Origin of the sequence: Gaetbulibacter sp. M240, from assembly GCF_043876815.1 — a bacterium.
In the GTDB taxonomy this organism is placed as follows: Bacteria; Bacteroidota; Bacteroidia; order Flavobacteriales; family Flavobacteriaceae; genus Gaetbulibacter_A.
The window spans coordinates 178,463-198,610 of the sequence record NZ_JBAWKA010000005.1 but is presented as its reverse complement, the minus strand read 5'-3'; the positions used below and the strand labels follow the sequence as shown (position 1 = coordinate 198,610).

Annotated in this window: 17 protein-coding genes and 1 tRNA gene; 12 read left to right on the top strand and 6 right to left on the bottom strand. The window is 39.8% G+C overall.

The features are described from left to right. Positions 1–20: 20 nt before the first annotated feature. The 4 genes from V8G61_RS14010 to V8G61_RS13995 all read left to right on the top strand — a co-directional run bounded on the left by V8G61_RS14010 (position 21) and on the right by V8G61_RS13995 (position 6,060). Positions 21–1,187, top strand: coding sequence for a SusE domain-containing protein (locus V8G61_RS14010; protein WP_394876503.1), 1,167 nt, complete (start codon positions 21–23; stop codon positions 1,185–1,187). Between the two features lie 32 nt (positions 1,188–1,219). After that, positions 1,220–2,272 carry an arabinogalactan endo-beta-1,4-galactanase gene (locus V8G61_RS14005; RefSeq protein ID WP_394876502.1) on the top strand — a complete coding sequence of 351 codons (1,053 nt, stop codon included), beginning with the start codon at positions 1,220–1,222 and terminating at the stop codon, positions 2,270–2,272. Positions 2,273–2,362: 90 nt separating this feature from the next. Further along, positions 2,363–4,648 (top strand): glycoside hydrolase family 2 TIM barrel-domain containing protein, encoded by a 2,286-nt coding sequence (locus V8G61_RS14000; RefSeq protein WP_394876501.1) that lies wholly within the window; start codon positions 2,363–2,365, stop codon positions 4,646–4,648. Then, a complete protein-coding gene (locus V8G61_RS13995) occupies positions 4,636–6,060 on the top strand; it encodes a polysaccharide deacetylase family protein (protein ID WP_394876500.1) in 1,425 nt (474 codons plus the stop codon). Before V8G61_RS14000 ends, V8G61_RS13995 begins: the two co-directional genes overlap by 13 nt. A gap of 313 nt (positions 6,061–6,373) precedes the next feature. On the opposite strand, the gene V8G61_RS13990 is transcribed toward V8G61_RS13995, so the two are convergent. Next, positions 6,374–6,447: transfer RNA gene (locus V8G61_RS13990), tRNA-Ile, on the bottom strand. 72 nt (positions 6,448–6,519) lie between these two features. Beyond that, positions 6,520–6,924 (bottom strand): methylmalonyl-CoA epimerase, encoded by a 405-nt coding sequence (mce, locus tag V8G61_RS13985; protein ID WP_394876498.1) that lies wholly within the window; start codon positions 6,922–6,924, stop codon positions 6,520–6,522. Between the two features lie 112 nt (positions 6,925–7,036). On the opposite strand from mce, the gene rbfA reads away from it, so the two are divergent. Both rbfA and V8G61_RS13975 read left to right on the top strand, forming a co-directional pair. Next, the gene (gene rbfA, locus V8G61_RS13980; protein ID WP_394876497.1) at positions 7,037–7,432 is read left to right on the top strand and encodes a 30S ribosome-binding factor RbfA; all 396 of its coding nucleotides are present in this window, start codon (positions 7,037–7,039) and stop codon (positions 7,430–7,432) included. Between the two features lie 59 nt (positions 7,433–7,491). Then, positions 7,492–8,700: an ABC transporter permease gene (locus tag V8G61_RS13975; protein WP_394876496.1), complete on the top strand. Its 1,209-nt coding sequence runs from the start codon at positions 7,492–7,494 to the stop codon at positions 8,698–8,700. Positions 8,701–9,069: 369 nt separating this feature from the next. Here the strand turns inward: V8G61_RS13975 and V8G61_RS13970 are convergent, their stop codons facing one another. Further along, positions 9,070–9,192, bottom strand: coding sequence for a hypothetical protein (locus tag V8G61_RS13970; protein WP_394876495.1), 123 nt, complete (start codon positions 9,190–9,192; stop codon positions 9,070–9,072). Between the two features lie 79 nt (positions 9,193–9,271). Here V8G61_RS13970 and V8G61_RS13965 point away from each other — a divergent pair, with 79 nt between their 5' ends. Both V8G61_RS13965 and V8G61_RS13960 read left to right on the top strand, forming a co-directional pair. Next, positions 9,272–9,772 (top strand): GNAT family N-acetyltransferase, encoded by a 501-nt coding sequence (locus V8G61_RS13965; protein ID WP_394876494.1) that lies wholly within the window; start codon positions 9,272–9,274, stop codon positions 9,770–9,772. A 231-nt stretch (positions 9,773–10,003) separates the two neighbouring features. Next, positions 10,004–10,309 (top strand): GIY-YIG nuclease family protein, encoded by a 306-nt coding sequence (locus tag V8G61_RS13960; RefSeq protein ID WP_394876493.1) that lies wholly within the window; start codon positions 10,004–10,006, stop codon positions 10,307–10,309. A 276-nt stretch (positions 10,310–10,585) separates the two neighbouring features. Here V8G61_RS13960 and dusB read toward each other — a convergent pair whose 3' ends face one another. The 3 genes from dusB to V8G61_RS13945 all read right to left on the bottom strand — a co-directional run bounded on the left by dusB (position 10,586) and on the right by V8G61_RS13945 (position 13,258). Beyond that, on the bottom strand, positions 10,586–11,581 hold the full coding sequence (gene dusB, locus V8G61_RS13955) for a tRNA dihydrouridine synthase DusB (protein ID WP_394876492.1): 996 nt from the start codon (positions 11,579–11,581) through the stop codon (positions 10,586–10,588). Positions 11,582–11,643: 62 nt separating this feature from the next. Further along, a complete protein-coding gene (locus V8G61_RS13950; protein ID WP_394876491.1) occupies positions 11,644–12,816 on the bottom strand; it encodes a T9SS type A sorting domain-containing protein in 1,173 nt (390 codons plus the stop codon). Between the two features lie 55 nt (positions 12,817–12,871). Beyond that, positions 12,872–13,258, bottom strand: a complete 387-nt coding sequence (locus tag V8G61_RS13945; RefSeq protein ID WP_394876490.1) for a DUF4345 domain-containing protein — start codon at positions 13,256–13,258, stop codon at positions 12,872–12,874. Between the two features lie 162 nt (positions 13,259–13,420). Here V8G61_RS13945 and lepA point away from each other — a divergent pair, with 162 nt between their 5' ends. From lepA to V8G61_RS13925, 4 genes are all read left to right on the top strand, one after another. Next, a complete protein-coding gene (lepA, locus tag V8G61_RS13940; RefSeq protein WP_394876489.1) occupies positions 13,421–15,217 on the top strand; it encodes a translation elongation factor 4 in 1,797 nt (598 codons plus the stop codon). Positions 15,218–15,648: 431 nt separating this feature from the next. Next, positions 15,649–16,851 carry a glycogen synthase gene (gene glgA / locus V8G61_RS13935; RefSeq protein ID WP_394876488.1) on the top strand — a complete coding sequence of 401 codons (1,203 nt, stop codon included), beginning with the start codon at positions 15,649–15,651 and terminating at the stop codon, positions 16,849–16,851. A gap of 38 nt (positions 16,852–16,889) precedes the next feature. Next, on the top strand, positions 16,890–18,158 hold the full coding sequence (locus tag V8G61_RS13930) for a glucose-1-phosphate adenylyltransferase (RefSeq protein ID WP_394876487.1): 1,269 nt from the start codon (positions 16,890–16,892) through the stop codon (positions 18,156–18,158). Between the two features lie 54 nt (positions 18,159–18,212). Next, entirely contained in the window at positions 18,213–20,147 is a 1,935-nt protein-coding gene (locus tag V8G61_RS13925) for an alpha-1,4-glucan--maltose-1-phosphate maltosyltransferase (RefSeq protein ID WP_394876486.1), read from the top strand. Position 20,148 lies beyond the last annotated feature (1 nt).

Below are 20,148 nucleotides of genomic sequence, written 5' to 3'. Positions count from 1 at the left end.
AAAATATTAAACACATAATTATGAAGAAGTTTCTTAAAATAATAGCAATCATAGTTTCTCTGCTTGGACTACATTCTTGCAGTAACGACTTAGAAATGGCAACTGTTACTAAGCCTGAAGATGGCGTTTTTAAACTCATGTCAAGTGCAGACAATGTTACTTTAGAGAAGGAAAATGCAGATAGTCAAACAGCCATTACATTTCATTGGGATAAATCCTGGTACGGCATTGATACACCAACGAATTTTACTGTTCAAATTGATTCTATTGGGGGCGACTTTTCAGAACCAGTAGTTTCAGAACTTATTGACAATGAGAAATCATACACACATGCTGAACTAAATTATATCGCATTGAAATTTGAACTCGATCCTGATGTAGAAGGGCAATTAAAAGTCCGCTTAAAGGCAAATCTTAAATATGGTGTTATGCCAGTGTATTCCGACACTAAGGTTATTTCAGTTACACCCTTTAGTACATTAAACCTCAAATACGCCATGCCAGGCGCATTGTATATTCAGGGTGATGCTGTTGCAACAAACTGGAGTTACCCTATACCGGACGAACAAACAATGGTTCAAATTGATGATCATAGATTTGGATTAATATTGAACCTTGTAGGAGGTAAAAACTTCGCTTTTATAACCAGTTCATCAGGTTGGTCAGACCCGGCCTATGTAGCTCCTGACAGCACAGTGCCAGCCGAAGGTGGAGAATTCATTCCATCCGGCTCCAATACAACCCCAGCATGGGGAGGTACCCCGATGCGATCTCCTGCAGATTCTGGTACCTACAAAATTATAATTGATTTTGTGGAAGGCACCTATTCTGTTGAACCAGAACCATCGATTATGGCGGTTCCTGATGAGCTCTATATCATTGGTGATGCCACGCCGCTTGGTTGGTCTACTGGGCCATCTCAAAAATTCACAAAGGTTGATGATTTTACCTTTGCGATAACCATTGCATTAACAGAAGGAAAATACGATTTCATTTCAGCATTAACTTGGAGTGATCCGGCTTATAAAGCAAAAACAGGGTCTGAACCCTTGATGGGTGGTAACTTTATAGAATCAGGTTCTAATACGGTTCCAGCCTGGGGTGGTTCCGATATCACTGCACCGGCGCCTGGAACTTACACCATCACAGTTAACTTTAAATCTGGAACATATGTACTTTCTTTATAAGTCAGAATTACAAACCATAAATGATTAATCAAATGAGTTTACAACTTTTTATAAGATATATTTTAGTTCTAGTTCTTTCGATTTCATGTAGTGCTCAAGAGGAAAGCCAAAGATTACCTGAAGAATCTCAACCAGTAAATAACAACTTTGCGAAAGGGGCTGATGTGGGATGGCTTTCTCAGATGGAAGCTACAGGATATATTTTTTACGATACCGACGGTACGCCAAAAGATTGTTTACAACTTTTAAAGGATCGAGGCATCAATACAATTCGCCTTAGAGTATTTGTAAATCCCTCTGATGATAAATTAACGGGGCACTGCAGTAAGGAAGAAACTGTAGCTATGGCTGTACGAGCACAAAATCTTGGCATGCGGATCATGATAGATTTTCATTACAGCGATTCCTGGGCTGACCCCGGTAAACAATATAAACCTGCAGCCTGGGTAGATCATTCCTTTGAGGAATTAAAGCAAGATGTTTACGATCACACTTTTGACGTGTTGTCTGCCTTAAAAAATGCTGGTGTAACTCCTGAATGGGTTCAAGTTGGAAATGAAATCCCCGGAGGTATGCTCTGGCCCGACGGAAGTACTGATAATTTTGGTCAGTTAGCCCAATTACTTAATAAAGGCTATGACGCTACCAAAGCCATAGATAATAATATCAAAGTTATTGTACACATAGACCAGGGTAATAATAACCCAAGGTTTAGATGGTTTTTTGATTTGGCAACTGCTAATTATGTGAAATACGACGTGATAGGCTTATCCTACTATCCCTATTGGTTACAAACACATTATACGCAGAATATTGCTGATCTAGAGTATAACCTGAAAGATATGGTATCCCGATATGGTAAAGAGGTTATGGTCGTTGAAGTCGGGGAAGATTATAGACAGGAACAAACCACATTCGATATGCTAAAGGCTGTTATAAAAGCGGTTAAAAGTGTACCTGACAATAAAGGCTTAGGCGTGGTGTACTGGGAGCCTGAGGGAGCCAAAAGTTGGAGTGGTTACCAACTAAATGCCTGGCAAGATAACGGAAAACCTTCACCAGCCTTAGATGCTTTTAAAAATTAATCGTTTTTGATGAAATCATTTCTTAGTTACTTACCGGTTTGGATAATTTGCTTTTCAATTCTTTATATTCCAGCTCAAAACCGAACCAAAATGAATTTTGGTGCCGATTGGGAGTTTAAAATTTCTGAAAGTTTGCCAATTGATTGGGAGAAGGTAACGCTTCCGCATACCGCTAAAATTGAACCTCTGGTGGTTAATGATCAGTTCCAAGGTACATTTTGGTATCAAAAAACATTTGATACATCAATTTCAAAAAATCAAAAAATCTTCTTGTATTTCGAAGGTATTATGGCGGTTGCTGAAATTTGGATAAACAACCAAAAAGTCGCTATCCATCATGGAGGTTATTTGCCCTTTAATGTTGACATCACTCCTTTTCTTAAAAACGAAGGTCAAAACCTGATTAGGGTTAAAGGAAATAATGAAGATAACCCGGATTTCCCGCCGGGAAAACCATTAAAAGAACTGGATTTCAATTATTATGGGGGCATATATAGAAATGCCTACCTTATTACTACGGATAAATTACACATCACAAATCCCCTTGAAGCTAATAAAGTAGGGAGTGGCGGGTTATATGTTAATTTTGAAACTATTTCTAACAATAGTGCTTCGGGTATAATCCAAACACATATTCAAAATGATTATTCCAGAAATAAATCTGCCGCTTTAAAATATATTTTAACGGACAGTGAAGGCAAAAAAATTGTATTTAATTCCAAACCCTTTACCATAGGTTCAAATTCGGATAAAGAAATAACTCAAAAAATTCAAGTTAAAAACCCGAAGCTATGGTCTATTTCCGAACCTAATCTGTACCAATTGGATGTTCAAATCATTTCAGATAATCAAGTTGTTGATTCCTATTCTGAGGCTATAGGCATTCGGAAATCAGAAATACGTGCAGACGGCTATTATTTGAATAATAAAAAATTATTTATTCGAGGCACAAACCAACATCAGGAATATCCTTATTTGGGCTATGCGATTTCAGATGAAGCCCAATACAGGGATGCTGTTAAAATTAAAAACGCAGGATTTGATTTTGTTCGCATGTCGCATTATCCACATGCTGAAGCATTTATGAAGGCCTGTGATGAACTTGGCTTATTGGTTATGAACAGCCTTACAGGATGGCAATTCTTTGGTGATGAAAAATTCCAAGGAAATGCTATTAAGGATATTCGCGATATGGCAAGGAGAGACAGAAACCATCCATCTGTGATTTTTTGGGAGGCCTCATTAAATGAAACCGGCATGAGTAAAGCTTTCATGAGTAAAGCGGCAGCGGCCTTAAAGGAAGAACTTAAGTTCGGGAATTTTTATAGTGCATGCTGGATTGATGACCCGAATTATGATCTGTTTATACCTGCAAGGCAACATGCTAAATCACCCGATTACTGGAATAACTACCGAAATGAGGGTAAAAAAATATTTGTTGCTGAATATGGTGATTGGGAATATTATGCCCAGAATGCAGGATTCAATCAAACGCAATTTTCAAATTTAAAAAAAGAAGAACGATCTTCCCGGCAATTGCGGGCACATGGAGAGGAACGTTTGTTACAACAGGCATTTAATTTTCAGGAAGCAGCAAATTCAAATCGAAAAGGGCAAAATATTATAGGTGATGCGAACTGGTTGATGTTCGATTATAATCGCGGGTATAGTGATGATATTGAAAGCTCAGGCATCAGTGATATATTTAGAATTCCTAAATTTTCCTACTACTTATATCAAAGCCAGCGCGATGCAGATATGAAATTAGATCCTAAACTATCCTCAGGACCTATGGTTAAGATTGCCAGTTACTGGACCGAAAACTCACCATTAGACCTCCGCGTTTATAGTAATTGTGAAGAAGTTGCCTTGTTTTTGAATGATTCATTGATTGCTCGAAAACGTCCTGAAAAAACCATTTATAATGATGCCTTAAAGCATCCACCATATGTTTTTCATTTAAATAATTTTCTCCCGGGGACCTTGCGAGCCGTAGCGTATATAAATAACGAAAAAGTAGCGGAAGACTTGATTAAAACACCCCAAACTGCAACGAAGATCCTTTTGAGTTATGACCAGTCTTCAAAGAACATAAACCCTGATTTTCCAGATATGGTTTTTGTTTACGCAAAAATTACTGATCAGGATGGCACTTTGGTTCCTTCATCCAAAGCCGAAATTCATTTTTCAATGGAAGGAGAAAATGCGCAATTAATAGGAAACACTTCTGTTTTAGCTGAAGCAGGAATAGCTACTATCATTGTTAGAACTAATAATTTTGATAAACCAATACGTGTTTTTGCTACTAGCAATGGATTAACTTCAGCTACATTAAATTTGGAAAATGAAAATGTCATCGAGAAATGTATAAATTGATTTTTTTATTCTTTGGAGTTCTTTCTTTCAACTCTTGCTCTGGCCAGAACAGGGTTAATGAAGACATTGAAAATTTAGACTACCTCTATCCATCACCTGACATCGTTATTCAGCATCATCTGGAATGGGATAGGTTGCATTATAATGAAAAGATTAGTGAATTCAAGGCAAATCCGCTCAATTTTGGTGACATCGTTTTCTTAGGAAATAGCATTACGGAAAAAGGAAATGATTGGAGTAAAAGATTTAATAATTCAAAAGTTAGAAATAGAGGAATAGCGGGCGACGTTACCGAGGGTGTTATAAATAGATTAGCAGAAATCTATTATTATAAACCTGAGAAGTTGTTTTTGTTGATTGGCATAAATGATATGTTTCGCGCGGATTTATCTCCAAAAAACATATCAGATAACATTTTTGAAATAGTAAATACAGTTCATGCAAAATCTCCCGAAACACAAATTTACGTTCAAACCATTTTACCTACCATAAATCAATATTTGGTGAATAAAATCAAAGAGACGAATGCTATTTTAAAAGCATCGCTCCCGGGATTTTGTACCCTAATAGACCTTTATTCCATTTTTGCTGACCAAAATGATTTAATGATAGAAGAATACGCTATTGATGGTGTACACCCCTCTGAAGCTGGTTATGAACTATGGACTAATTATATAAAAGGCTTTGTGAACCATACGAATAAACCTCCCGGACACATAAAAAAAAGGGGGCAAGTACAAAATGGTATAAATCTGGTTGACAGCCTCCCATTAATCCCTAAACGTTTTTTAGAATTAGAAAATTCCGGTTCAGGATACTGTTTAGTGCGGGGAAACGCCGAGAAAAAATTGGTAGCCCTCACCTTCGATGATGGCCCAACACCTTTGACGAACAGAATTTTAGACATACTCCATAATCAAGATATTAAAGCTACTTTTTTCTGGCAAGGACCGAATATTATTGAAAATCCAATTCTGGTAGAAAAAGCACGAAATCAAGGCCATTTAATTGCTAATCATGGTTGGGATCATGCTAACGGAACCGAGTTTAGTAATGAAACATTATGGGATACAGAGGTTTCAAACACTTTTAATGCATTACATGTTTTGGGTATTGACACGCCCTATTATAGACCCCCTTTCGGAGGTATTACCGAAGATCAAATAGATTTTCTTAAAAATAAAGGTGTTATTACAGTGCTCTGGTCGATCACTACTTTGGATTGGGATAATACCAAAAATAGTGTGGAGGAAATATTTGAGCGGTTCAAATGGTATTTATTTAATGGTGCTATAGTGCTTATGCATGATTTTGATTTTGGAAATGCAGAGGCTCAATTGAAATCTCTAAAAAAAATGATTAGCTATGGAAAAGAGCAAGGGTTTGAATTTGTTACTGTAAATAAACTTTAATAAAAACTTCTACTCTTAGTACAAAGATAATCCTTTATTTGACTGAGTTCAGTATCGTCAAATATAGGTTCGAAATAGTTGATATAGCCATTAAGATCATTCAATGTTAGAATCTGAACATAGCTAAACTCTTGTTTTAGTCCTTTACCTTTATAAGAGGACTTATTTAGCAACATTTTAAATATGGTTGTACATAAAGTTTGATATATGGTGTTTTCAAGTAAAAACTTATCGTGTCGTACATAAATCGTACAAATAATTAAAGCAAAAATCCGTAATCATTTTATTATTAATGAATTACGGATTTTTCAGGTGGTCCCACCTGGGCTCGAACCAGGGACTTTCTGATTATGAGTCAGATACTCTAACCAACTGAGTTATAGGACCCGAAATTGGACTGCAATATTACTACTATTTTTAAAATACTGCAAACCTTTTTATGCTTATTGCTACCCCGCTCTAGGCTGGTCGCTCCTGGCATAGTTCAATCAAAACACCATTGGTGCTTTTCGGATGTAAAAAAGCTACTAGTTTATTATCGGCACCGGGCTTGGGCGTGTCGTTCAACACCACAAAACCTTCAGCTTTTAGTCGCGCGATCTCCATGTTTATATCCTCAACATCAAAAGCAATATGGTGAATGCCTTCGCCTTTCTTTTCAATAAATTTCGCAATCGGGCTATCCGGATCTGTGGCTTCCAAAAGTTCAATTTTGTTTGGCCCACATTTAAAAAATGCCGTTTTCACACCTTCGCTTTCCACCGTTTCGGTTTTGTATTCCGGTGCTCCAAACAATGTGGTAAACAAGCTGTTGGAGGTATCCATGTTTTTTACGGCGATCCCGATATGTTCAATTTTTTTCATTGGTTTCCGTTTCAAGAAAGATATAAAATTTGTAGCTCAAAAGTAAGATAATCTTTAAATATCCGTACTTTTGCAGCGGTGATAAACCCCACCATAAAAACCAAACACACCCGTGGAAGAAAGTCAAAGACAAAAAAAGATAGCAGGCGTCCTGCAGCAGGATCTCGCTGAGGTCCTTCAAAATGCCGCCACACAAGGCGGGATGCGCGGCGTTCTTATTTCGGTAAGCAAAGTACATGTTACCGTCGACCTGTCTATTGCCAAAGTTTACGTAAGCATCTTCCCCAACGATAAAGCCAAAGAGCTCCTTAAAGGCATCCGCTCCAACGCGCCGCTTATTCGCCATGAATTAGCACAGCGCACCAAACATCAGTTGCGCCGTATGCCACAACTCGAATTTTTTATCGATGATTCCCTTGAGTATATCGATCGTATCGATCAATCCCTAAAAGGAAAAGAAGATCCTTTAAAAGATCCCAACCTGCTCGACAAACGCAAAAAATCCTAAGGCGGTAAAATAGCCAAAACACCCACCAACAATAGGTGCGCTTTTGTTATCTTTATCCCATGAATGTATCCTATTACATTGCCAAACGCTACCTGCGCTCCAAAAGCAGTAATAATGCTATTAATGTCATGACCTACATTGCCATTACAGGTATTATTCTGGGTGCTGCCTCGCTGTTTATCGTTCTTTCCGGATTCGCCGGACTCAAGGATTTCACTCTAAAATTCACCAGTATCATCGACCCCGATCTGAAAGCCGAAACCGCAACGGGTAAATCTTTTTTTATTACCAACCAGCAACTGCAACAACTGGATAGCCTGAAAGATGTGGCCCAATACAGCAAGATCATCGAAGAGCGCGTTGTATTAAACTACGATCAAAAAAACTATTTGGCTCAAATAAAAGGTGTCGATGCGAATTTCCAAAATGTGGTAGCCATCGATTCCGTTATTGAATACGGCAATTGGATCGAACCAGAAAGCAACGAAATTATGGTAGGCTGGGGCATCTCCAACAATATGTCCATCGGCGTGCTCGACTATGCCAAACCTGTCGATATTTACGTGCCAAAACCCGGCACGGGGCAAATCACCTCCACCCGAAATGCTTTTAATACCGTGCGTACCCTTAACGTAGGTATCTTTACTATTAATGATAAGTTCGACGACTCCCACGTATTCGCCTCACTGTCGCTTACCCAAAAATTACTCAACTATAAGCCCGATCAGATCAGTGGCATTGAATTCCAACTCACCCCGGAAGCCGATGAAGATCTGGTAAAGCAAGAACTGCAAACCATTCTCGGAAATCAGGTTGTTATAAAGAATCGCGCTCAGCTCAACGATGCCCTGTACAAAATGCTCAACACCGAAAACCTGGCCGTATATCTCATTTTTACGCTCGTGCTAATCATTGCATTTTTCAATATCATCGGGTCGCTTATCATGATGATGCTCGACAAAAAGAAAAGCCTCAACACCCTATTCAATCTGGGCGCCACCGTAAAAAGCATCAGGCGTATATTCTTTTTACAAGGCAGCCTCATGAGCATCATTGGTGGCGCCCTCGGCCTCCTTCTGGCCCTTACCCTCATCCTGCTGCAGCAACGTTTCAGCCTTGTCATGATCACCCCCAGCCTGCCCTACCCGGTCAATATCAAACCCGAAAATATTTTAATCGTATTCGGCACCATCGTCGCGCTCGGTATCATAGCCTCCAAGATCGCATCAGCACGTATTTCCAAAAGGTTGGTAAGTTCCGGACAATAAGGTTTTGGGCAAGTGCCCGCTCGAGCCGTCACCAGGCTTTCCGCTATAGTTTTGTAAAATCATAAGTTGAAATTTTACAAAAGCTGCCGCTGCAATCCCTCTTGCGGGCATCGTGCTTAACCCCGTCATTGGGAGGATCAATGCGAAATAGAATTTAAAAACACAATCCACTACTGTCATTCAGAAGGAGCATCGCGACTGAAGAATCTAGAAAATAAAAGTAGAAAGATTCTTCGCTCCATTACATTTCACTCTGAATGACAATACAACAAAAAATCCACCACTGTCATTCAGACGAAGCGCAGCGCAGGAAGAATCTAAAAAACAATCCACTACTGTCATTCAGAGGGAGCATCGCGACTGAAGAATCTATAAAACAATCCCATTGAGATTCTTCGCTCCATTGCATTCCGCTCTGAATGACACTACAACAAAAAATCCACCACTGTCATTCAGAAGGAACATCGCGACTGAAGAATCTCTTCTTGTCATTCAGAATGAATAAAGGAACTAAGAAATCTCAAAATTAAACTATATTGCCATCCAACAAATCCGTAAAAAACAAGTCCAGATGCAATTCACCTTCCGGCAAATATTCCCTAAAGACCAACCCGAAGTTATGGCTGTCTTCAAACGCGCCGCCGTAAAGATCCACAAAAAAAATGTAGATCATTGGCAGTACTGGCATAACCCACCACAAGAAAAATTGGACTGGCTTGAAGAGGGCCTTCGCAATAAGGAATATTTTTTTATTGAAAATGAAACCGGTACCAGAATAGGGATGGTTCGTATTTTGGATGAGGACCTGTTGTATTGGGGCCAACAATCTGAAAAAGCAAAATATGTGCATTCCCTGGTTGTGGAAGACGCCTATAACGGACAAGGTTTAGGTGCTAAAATTCTTGAGGCTATTGCCACACAGGCCAAAGCTCAGGGCTGTCGGTATTTACGACTGGATGCGGACGCCCGAAATCCGAGGCTTTGCCGGTATTATGAAGCCCTTGGATTCGAACACGTGGGGCAAAAAGAATTAACGATTTCCAGTTACAATTTGTATCAGAGGGAATTGTAAGGTTTAGATTATTCGCTTCATTGCATTTCACTCTGAATGACAGCACTACAAAACAACCATTATTGTCATTCAGAAGGAGCAACGCGACTGAAGAATCTAAAAAATAGAAGCAGAAAGATTCTTCATTTCATTGCATTTCACTCTGAATGACAATACAAAAACCAGAGCACCTTTGTCATTCAGACGGAGCGCAGCGAGGGAAGAATCTCTCTTTTTCACTATCTTCAAAAAATGAAACCTAAAGGAACCCATAACTATTACGTTTACCTACTTACGAATAAAACAAAAACGGTTCTTTACACCGGAGTGACAAACAACCTAAAAGAGCGCCTTTATTTTCACCAAAATCCAACAGCGGATTCCAAGGCTTTTTCGGCTAAGTACAAGGTATATTATTTAGTTTACTATGAACTCCATTTTGATATTGAAGATGCTATCAAAAGAGAAAAGGAAATAAAAGGCTGGAGTCGTGAAAAAAAGAATAATCTTATTACTAGTTTCAATCCATCTTGGAAGTTTTTGAATGATGAAATTTAATACTAGAGATTCTTCGCTTCATTGCATTACGCTCTGAATGACACTACAATAAAAAATCCACCACTGTCATTCAGACGAAGCGCAGCGAGGGAAGAATCTAAAAAACATTTCCTGCGAGATTCTTCGCTTCATTGTATTTCGCTCTGAATGACAGTACTACAAAACAACCACTATTGTCATTCAGACGGAGATCAGCGAAGGAAGAATCTAAAGAAACACAACCTCTAAGATTCTTAATTTCACTCTGAATCACAACTCAAAAATGATCCCAAAAAATTATTCCGAAAACTGATAATCCCCAAACTTCTCAAGCACCTCATCGAAGGCCGCAAAAACGTCTTCGGAGTGGTCGCTGGTGACCATTTTGGTGCGGTATTCCTTGAAGTGCGGGATGCCTTTAAAATAGTTGGTATAGTGGCGGCGGGTTTCAAACACACCTAGAATCTCACCCTTCCAATCGATCGCCATTTGTAGGTGGCGGCGCGCGGCTTCCACCCGTTCATACATAGGGATAGGCGGAAGATGTTCGCCAGTTTCAAAATAGTGTTTTACCTGCTTAAAAAACCAGGGATTACCTATACTGGCGCGCCCGATCATGGCGCCATCAAGTCCGTAACTGTCGCGCATCTCTGCCGCTTTTTCTGGGCTGTCCACATCGCCATTTCCAAATACCGGAATATGCATGCGTGGATTATTTTTTACCGCAGCAATGGGTTTCCAATCGGCCTCACCTTTGTACATCTGCGCGCGAGTGCGCCCGTGAATGGATATGGCCTTACAGCCTACATCCTGCAAACGTTCGGCGACTTCTACAATTTTTATGGAATTATGATCCCAGCCCAAACGTGTTTTTACGGTAATGGGCAGGTTGGTACGCTTTACCATTTCTGCCGTGAGTTTTTCCATCAGGCAGACGTCCTTTAAGATTCCGGCACCGGCACCTTTGCTCACTACTTTTTTAACGGGGCATCCAAAATTAATATCGATAATATCAGGGTTTGATTTCTCTACGATATCAATGGTTTGCAACATACTTTCCAAATTAGCTCCAAAGATCTGGATGCCTACCGGACGTTCTTTTTCATAAATATCCAGCTTCATGACGCTCTTGGCCGCATTGCGGATCAGGCCCTCACTGGACACGAACTCGGTATACACCACATCGGCACCCTGCTCTTTACAAAGTGCGCGAAACGGTGGATCGCTCACATCTTCCATCGGTGCAAGTAGCAACGGGAAGTCAGGCAGTTCTATGTGATCTATTTTTACCAAGCGTTTGTAATTTGCCGCAAAATTAAGCTTTTTAATTTAAAATTGCAGCAGATGCTTGCGCCCTAGTATTTTAATACTTTTTTAAGAACGGGCTGACCGTCATTTACTGTGATCTTGAAAAGATACATCCCGGAGCGAAATGCACTGAGATCAACCGTATTACTATAAGTTTTCATGAGGCGTTGCGCTTGCATATTGTATACCTCTACCTGCATGGCATTTGATGTATTAATCAGCACCATACCTCTGGTTGGATTAGGATACATTTCAAAGATTTCGGAATTAACATCCTCCACCGAAAGTGCAACATCATTGGTAGTTACTTCTATAAGTTTCCCCGTGTCTTCAAGCGTATAGATACTATACGATTCACTAAAATATTCCGAAGTTACAAAATAGGTATCAGCATCAACATAAGTAATACCTTCTGTTTGTTCGTAACTAAAATTTCCTAAAGAAGAACCCGAAATATCATAACGGGTATTGGTTCCTGAAAAGACATCTGTTCCAGAAAAACCGCTACAGTCATAAATAAACGGCTGTAAGACATTTAACGAACTTGTGTTCCAGGTGTAACCGATTAAAAAGACCTTATTGGTAAATGGATTATACGTACCTCCCGTAATGATATCGTTTGGAAAACTAGTGTCATACAAGGTGGAAGCTAAAGGCGATACGCTATAGGTTCCGGGTGTTTTGGAAACTAGATAAGCTTGCGCCACAAACGTTTCCCAGTTCTTGCTGATGATTAGTAAATTATTAGCATCTATAGCCATCAGTGTTTCAGCATCCCAAGGTGTCGCCTGTGGGTTAGACGTAAAATCCGATTGATTCGCATAGCTAAAATTAATGATTTCGGCGGTGACACTATCCGAGGCATTGTAATCGGTCTTGCTGATCTTATATATTTTTAGATCGACACGATCACCGCTGTTATTACCCATGTCGCCAATATAAATATAATCGGCGTCATGGGTGATGTCTTCCCAGTCTACATTATTAGCGCCATTTATAGTTACCGTTCTGGTAATGGTTGGGTCGGAGGGGTCCATTTCGTACAAGGCAGCAGCTCCATCGGAATCGTTATGCGTTATGATCTTACCATTATAATAGATCAGGCCAGAAGATTCAGATACCGAAGTATCTAAGAGATATTTTGCAACCGCAGTAGTTACTTGAGCCTGACCGAAATAAAAGCTAAAAAACAGAAGAAGAGTAAGTAAAGTTGTTCTCATAAAGGTGGTTAAAGGGTTAATAGCCATTTAAAAGTACTGCATTTTTGAAATTCACTTACTTTTTTTCGTTGTAAAGCACTGAAAGTCCGTAAAATCCTAAAATAAGCTCTCCAGCCGTCCCAACCGTGAACAGAGGTGATGGGAAACCATCAAGAAAAAGACTCAGTAAACGACCACTTCCCAAACCCAACATAAACGCCACATTGCTAATTAAGGCCGCTTTTAAAAACCGGGGCCTAAAAACACCTAACAACCATAAATATGAAAAACCGAGATACACGCCCATTAAAGCTTTCAGGCTATTCAACTCGTTAATTTCCGTTACCGGAATCTGAAACATCACCTCTGGGAAAAAACCATAAACCATTGACACGGGAATGACCACAAAAACAGAGATAAGCAGGTGAATTTTGGTACGAATATCTTCTTTCGATTTTAGCATGGCAATGATTCTTGATTCCTCTTAAAAGTACTACAATTTCGACGCAGATAAGATTACAACATTATTATTCAAAAATATTCATGAAAGCTAAGATAAAATCAATAAATTATTCCAGATAAAAACAGCTATATTTGCAAACTAATTTGAGGTTGTGATTACTTTATGAAGTACATAAGAAACTTTTGTATTATTGCGCATATTGACCACGGTAAGAGTACCCTGGCCGATCGCCTGTTGGATTTTACCGGTTCGGTAACCGACCGCGAAAAGCAGGACCAGCTATTGGATAATATGGATTTGGAGCGCGAGCGTGGTATTACCATTAAATCGCACGCCATTCAAATGGATTATGTCTATGAAGGCCAGCCCTATGTGCTTAACCTCATCGACACACCGGGTCACGTTGACTTTTCTTATGAAGTATCCCGTTCCATCGCCGCCTGTGAAGGTGCATTATTGATCGTAGATGCAGCACAAAGTATTCAGGCGCAAACCATTTCAAATTTATACCTCGCTCTGGAAAATGATCTGGAAATTATTCCTGTACTGAACAAAGTGGATCTGCCTAGCGCGAATCCCGAGGAAGTGACCGATGATATTGTAGACCTTTTAGGCTGTGATCCTGAAGAAGTGATTCATGCCTCAGGGAAAACGGGCTTTGGTGTTGATAATATTCTAAAGGCTATTATCGAGCGTGTTCCGGCACCTAAAGGCGACCCGAATGCCCCGTTACAAGCTCTCATCTTTGATTCGGTTTACAATACTTTTCGTGGAATAGAAACCTATTTCCGTGTGATTAACGGGGAGATCAAAAAAGGACAACACATTAAGTTTGTTGCGACAGGCAAAGATTATTATGCCGATGAAGTGGGTACTTTAAAACTTCGCCAAATGGCCAAACAATCAGTAAAGGCTGGAGATGTTGGTTATTTGATCACCGGTATTAAAACCGCCAAGGAAGTTAAGGTAGGTGATACGATTACCGATTTTGAAAAACCAACCACGAATATTGTAGAAGGTTTTGAAGATGTGAAACCTATGGTTTTCGCCGGAATCTATCCTGTAGACACAGAAGACTACGAAGACCTTCGTGCCTCCATGGAAAAATTACAATTGAATGACGCCTCCTTAGTGTTTCAACCGGAAAGTTCTGCTGCTTTAGGCTTTGGTTTCCGTTGTGGTTTTCTAGGCATGCTGCATATGGAGATCATCCAGGAGCGTTTGGAGCGCGAATTTGATATGACGGTAATTACCACCGTGCCTAACGTATCGTATCTGGCCTACACCAATAAAGACGTGGATGTTCCTGTAATCGTAAATAACCCTTCAGACCTACCCGATCCATCGACTTTAAATCGCGTTGAGGAACCTTATATCAAAGCTACGATTATTACCAAAGCGGATTTTGTAGGGAACGTGATGTCCTTGTGTATTGAAAAACGTGGGATCATTAAAAATCAAACCTATTTAACCACCGAGCGTGTGGAACTTACTTTTGAAATGCCTTTGGCGGAAATTGTTTTCGATTTTTACGATCGATTAAAAACGGTATCGAAAGGCTATGCCTCCTTTGACTACCACCCTATTGGTTTGAAACCTTCAAAATTGGTTCGCTTGGATATTTTATTGAATGCGCAACCGGTAGACGCCTTGTCTGCCTTGATCCATGCTGATAATGCGCAGTCCATAGGACGCAAAATGTGCGAAAAACTCAAAGAATTAATCCCGCGCCAACAGTTCGATATTCCTATTCAGGCAGCTGTTGGAGCCAAGATCATTTCAAGAGAAACCATCAAAGCACTTCGTAAAGATGTTACGGCCAAATGTTATGGCGGCGATATTTCGCGTAAGCGTAAACTTCTCGAAAAACAGAAAAAAGGTAAAAAACGCATGCGTCAAGTGGGTAATGTTGAAATCCCACAGCAAGCCTTCATGGCTGTTTTAAAGCTAAATGATTAAAAGGTTTTAAACGCCTTCCTTAATTTCATCACTTTTATTAGAAAATTAAAGGGTTTTGTCCTTATTTACCACATTTTATGGAAAAATGTCATAGGCCCTAAAATGTTTATAAATATTTCGTATGTTTATAACAACGAAGTACTAAAATATTTAAAACCGCAACAAAACACTGATGAATACGCCGTTTTGATTAAAAAGGCACAGGCCAAAGGTTTTGCTGCACCCCTCTAGGGTTATTAACATTTCGCAGCGCAAGATCATCCTTTTTAAAGTTCTGCTTTTTCCAATTTTGATGCGCTTTTAAAGCAATTGTTATTTATGAAATTCCCATCAATTCAGTTTGGATTATGCCAGCCGAAGATGATATTGGGTGTGACAGATAACTGCCGAGAGGCTGATCTAACAATTGAAATAAAACTAACTTACAGTAGATGAAAACATTGTTTTATACAAGAGAATTTCCACCCTATGTTTATGGTGGAGCCGGAGTTCATGTTGAATACCTTGCTGATGAACTGGCAAAGCTTATGGATGTTGACGTGAGGAGTTTTGGCGATCAGGATCTTAAAGATGGTAACCTGACCGTTAAAGGATTTCCATTCGAAAATCCGGCGCTGAACCATGCTGATGACAAACTTAAATCGGTTTTTCAAACCTTGAGTACCTGCATACAAATGAATGCTGACCCGGTGGATGCCGATGTGGTACATTGCCACACCTGGTATGCGCAGTTTGCCGGGATTCTCACAAAATTGTGCTATGGTACGCCATTAGTGATCACAACCCATTCACTAGAACCCTTACGCCCATGGAAACGTGAACAGCTGGGGCGTGGTTATGATGCTTCTTCCTGGGTAGAAAAAACAGCTATTGAAATGGCGGATGCCGTGATCGCAGTTTCTGAAGAAACCAAAGAAGATGTCCTTAAGCATTTCAATGTTGACCCAAATAAAGTGAGCGTGATTTATAATGGGATCAATCTTCAACAATATAATATTACGGATAAAACAGATACTCTAGACGCCTATGGTATTGATAAAAACAAACCTTATGTATTGTTTGTTGGACGGATTACGCGGCAAAAAGGAATCATTCATCTGGTAAACGCTATAAAATATATCGATCCGGACACTCAAATTGTACTTTGTGCGGGAGCTCCGGACACCAAAGAGATCGCTAAGGAAATGGAGGATAGCGTAAACGAAGTAAAGAAAACCCGTAACAATGTGATCTGGATAGATAAAATGCTTGAAAAAGAACAGGTGATCCAGCTTTATTCACACGCCGATGTGTTTTGCTGCCCGTCTATTTATGAACCTTTTGGTATTATAAATATTGAAGCCATGGCCTGCAAAACACCTGTAGTGGCCAGTGCTGTTGGTGGCATCAAGGAAGTGGTTGTACCCAACGAAACCGGGATTCTGGTCCCCTTAGAACAGCAAAAGGAAGCACCTTTTGAACCAATTAATCCGGATAATTTTTCGCAAGATCTGGCTGCCGGAATAAATCGCATCATTCGTGATAAAGACCTCCGTGACACTATGGCGGAGAACAGTCGAAAACGCGTTGAAGACTACTTTGATTGGGTTGCGATTGCCAAACAAACTGCCGATCTTTACAAATCGATTATTTAACCCTAAGAACAATATAAAATAACTAAAACTAACTACAAATGATAAATGATAACGTTTTAGCCATCATACTTGGTGGTGGACAAGGTTCCAGATTATATCCCCTAACTAAAGACCGTTCAAAACCCGCTGTTCCTATTGCGGGGAAATACCGCTTGGTGGATATTCCTATTTCAAATTGTATTAATTCCGATATAAAAAGGATGTATGTATTAACCCAGTTTAATTCAGCATCACTGAACCGACATATCAAAAACACCTATCATTTTAGTTTCTTTAGTTCTGCTTTTGTTGATGTATTAGCTGCTGAACAAACCCCGGAAAATAAAACCTGGTTTCAGGGAACTGCTGATGCGGTGCGTCAGAGCATGCATCACTTTTTACGCCATGAATTTAAATACGCCTTGATTCTATCAGGAGATCAATTGTATCAGATGGATTATGAAGAAATGATCAAGGCTCACGAAGCGAGTAATGCTGAGATTTCCATCGCTACCATTCCTGTGAGTGCTAAAGAAGCTACAGAGTTTGGAATTATGAAATCGGATGAGAATAATGTTGTGACCTCTTTTATTGAAAAACCGGACGCAAGTTTATTGCCAGACTGGACCTCAGAGGTGAGTGACGAAATGAAAAGTCAGGAACGTCATTATCTGGCATCGATGGGAATTTATATCTTCAACCGCGACCTGCTAATTAGTCTTATGGAGAATAAGGATACCAATGATTTTGGTAAGGAAATTATACCACAAAGTATTTCAAAACACAAAACCTTAAGCTACCAGTACGAAGGCTACTGGACCGATATCGGAAATATTGATTCTTTCTTTGAGGCCAATATAGAGCTTACTGAAAACATGCCGCGTTTTGATCTCTACGATAAAAAGAAACGCATCTATACCAGAGCGCGTATCCTGCCAACCACAAAGATGGCGGGCACCAATCTGGATCATGCCGTAATTGCTGAAGGTTGTATCATCAGTGCTGCTAAAATTGAACGTTCCGTTATTGGTATACGCTCACGTATTGGAGCGGAAAGCACCATTATAAACACCTATGTGATGGGTAGCGATTATTACGAGTCTTTAGAGGAAATTAATAGTAACCACATCGAAATTCTTATTGGTATTGGCGAACGCTGCTTTATTAAAAATGCGATCATTGATAAGAATGTTCGCATTGGCGACGATGTGCGCATTAATGGCGGTCCGCATTTGGAAAACACCGAAACAGATACTTATTTTGTTAAGGATGGTATCGTCGTGATCAAAAAGGATGCGGTGATCCCTAAAGGATTTGTTATTGAATAAGGAAACTGCAAACGATTAAACTCATTTTATTACCTCTTACTAACTAAACCAAAAATGAATCAAAAAAGGGTTGTTATAGATTACGTATCTCCCAGTGTTAACAATGGCTTATTCTTTATTAAGCGTGTTGTTAATGAAATCGTTAATGTTCGTGCTTTTATTTTGGCCGATGGCCATGATGTTCTGGGCGCGTCGGTATTATTCAAACACGAAAAAGAAAAAAAATGGCGAGAAACGCGAATGACACTGGATGTTAATGACGAATGGATCGCTGCCTTTACCGTGGAAAAGCAAGGTTATTATAACTATAAAGTAGAAGCCTGGGTAGACCATGCCCTGAATTGGCAGCATGGTATAGAACGTAAAATTGAAGACGGTCAGTATGTTAAATCAGAGCTTTTGGAAGGGGTTGCCTTTTTACAGGCTATAAAAACACAGTGTCAGGAAAACGACGGGTTCTATCTCGACCATTTGATCAATATTTTTCAGGATGAACAGCATTACGATGAGGCTGTTAAAGAAGCTATGAGCACTCGTTTACATCATTTGTTCTTTGAGTTTCCTGAGAAGGACCTGGCCAACAACTCTATCGAATACCAGGTTTATGTAGATCGAAAGAAAGCAAGGTTTAGTACCTGGTATGAGTTTTTTCCGCGTTCAGCGGGAGAACAAGAAGGCGTGCATGGCACCTTTAAAGATTGTGAACGCTTATTGCCACGGATACAAAAAATGGGATTTGATACGGTATATTTGCCCCCAGTTCACCCTATCGGAGAAGTTAATCGGAAAGGTAAAAATAATACTACTGAGGCCAAAGAAGGCGATGTAGGTTCGCCCTGGGGCATTGGTTCACAATACGGTGGTCATAAGGCCATACACCCGCAATTGGGGTCATTGGAAGATTTCAAAAACCTCATAGAAAAAACCAAGGAACACGGTATGGAGATCGCTATGGATTATGCCTTACAGGCCGCGCCCGATCATCCGTGGGTAAAAGACCATCCGGCTTGGTTTAAATGGCGCCCCGATGGTACAGTACAATACGCCGAAAACCCACCGAAAAAATACCAGGATATTTTACCCATTTACTGGGAAAGTACCGATTACGAAAATCTATGGAAGGAATGTCTAGACATTCTTATGTTCTGGATCGATTGTGGTATTAAAATATTCCGCGTCGATAATCCACACACCAAACCCTTCTATTTTTGGAATTGGATCATAACACAAGTAAAAGCAAAACATCCCGATGTGATCTTTCTCGCGGAAGCATTTACAGCACCAAAAGTGATGCAGCAACTCGCTAAACAGGGTTATACCCAATCGTACACCTATTTTACCTGGCGAAATAATAAACATGAGCTTACAGAATATGTTGAGGAACTGACCAAAACAGAATTACGCGAATATATGCAACCTAATTTCTGGCCCAATACGCCCGATATTAATCCGTTTCATTTGCAAGGCGCTAATGAGGCTAAACATATTCAGCGTTACGTTCTAGCAGCAACGCTCAGTTCTTCGATCGGTATCTATGGTCCGGTATACGAATACATGATCTCGGAGGCCTTATTGGGTCGTGAAGAATATATGAATTCAGAAAAATTTCAATTCACCAAATACGACTGGTCCAAAGAAAATAAAGTGAGCACTGTGATCACTAAGGTCAATCACATCCGCAGGGACAATGAAGCCCTACAGCAAACCAATAATATCAACTTTTGTTATGTTGAAAATAACAACCTCTTAGCCTTTTACAAGTGGAATGACAGTAAAAGCAATCAGCTTTTAATTGTGATTAGTTTAGATGATTTCAGTATGCAACAGGGAACTGTTCAAGTACCTCTAAATCAAATGGGCATCAAGCACGACCAGACCTTTGAGGTACAAGACCTTATAACAAATAATCGCTACAGTTGGAGGGGCGAATGGAATTTCGTAGAATTACATCCTACACTGCCATTTCATATCTTTAAAATAATTAAATAAG

Coding starts and splice junctions, on each gene's coding strand:
- V8G61_RS13970 (WP_394876495.1), bottom strand. CDS start 9,192: ATGACAAGAAGAGATTCTTCAGTCGCGATGTTCCTTCTGAATGACAGT.
- V8G61_RS13995 (WP_394876500.1), top strand. CDS start 4,636: ATGTATAAATTGATTTTTTTATTCTTTGGAGTTCTTTCTTTCAACTCT.
- V8G61_RS14010 (WP_394876503.1), top strand. CDS start 21: ATGAAGAAGTTTCTTAAAATAATAGCAATCATAGTTTCTCTGCTTGGA.
- V8G61_RS14005 (WP_394876502.1), top strand. CDS start 1,220: ATGAGTTTACAACTTTTTATAAGATATATTTTAGTTCTAGTTCTTTCG.
- V8G61_RS13930 (WP_394876487.1), top strand. CDS start 16,890: ATGATAAATGATAACGTTTTAGCCATCATACTTGGTGGTGGACAAGGT.
- glgA (WP_394876488.1), top strand. CDS start 15,649: ATGAAAACATTGTTTTATACAAGAGAATTTCCACCCTATGTTTATGGT.
- V8G61_RS13960 (WP_394876493.1), top strand. CDS start 10,004: ATGAAACCTAAAGGAACCCATAACTATTACGTTTACCTACTTACGAAT.
- V8G61_RS13945 (WP_394876490.1), bottom strand. CDS start 13,258: ATGCTAAAATCGAAAGAAGATATTCGTACCAAAATTCACCTGCTTATC.
- mce (WP_394876498.1), bottom strand. CDS start 6,924: ATGAAAAAAATTGAACATATCGGGATCGCCGTAAAAAACATGGATACC.
- V8G61_RS13975 (WP_394876496.1), top strand. CDS start 7,492: ATGAATGTATCCTATTACATTGCCAAACGCTACCTGCGCTCCAAAAGC.
- V8G61_RS13965 (WP_394876494.1), top strand. CDS start 9,272: ATGCAATTCACCTTCCGGCAAATATTCCCTAAAGACCAACCCGAAGTT.
- lepA (WP_394876489.1), top strand. CDS start 13,421: ATGAAGTACATAAGAAACTTTTGTATTATTGCGCATATTGACCACGGT.
- V8G61_RS13925 (WP_394876486.1), top strand. CDS start 18,213: ATGAATCAAAAAAGGGTTGTTATAGATTACGTATCTCCCAGTGTTAAC.
- V8G61_RS13950 (WP_394876491.1), bottom strand. CDS start 12,816: ATGAGAACAACTTTACTTACTCTTCTTCTGTTTTTTAGCTTTTATTTC.
- V8G61_RS14000 (WP_394876501.1), top strand. CDS start 2,363: ATGAATTTTGGTGCCGATTGGGAGTTTAAAATTTCTGAAAGTTTGCCA.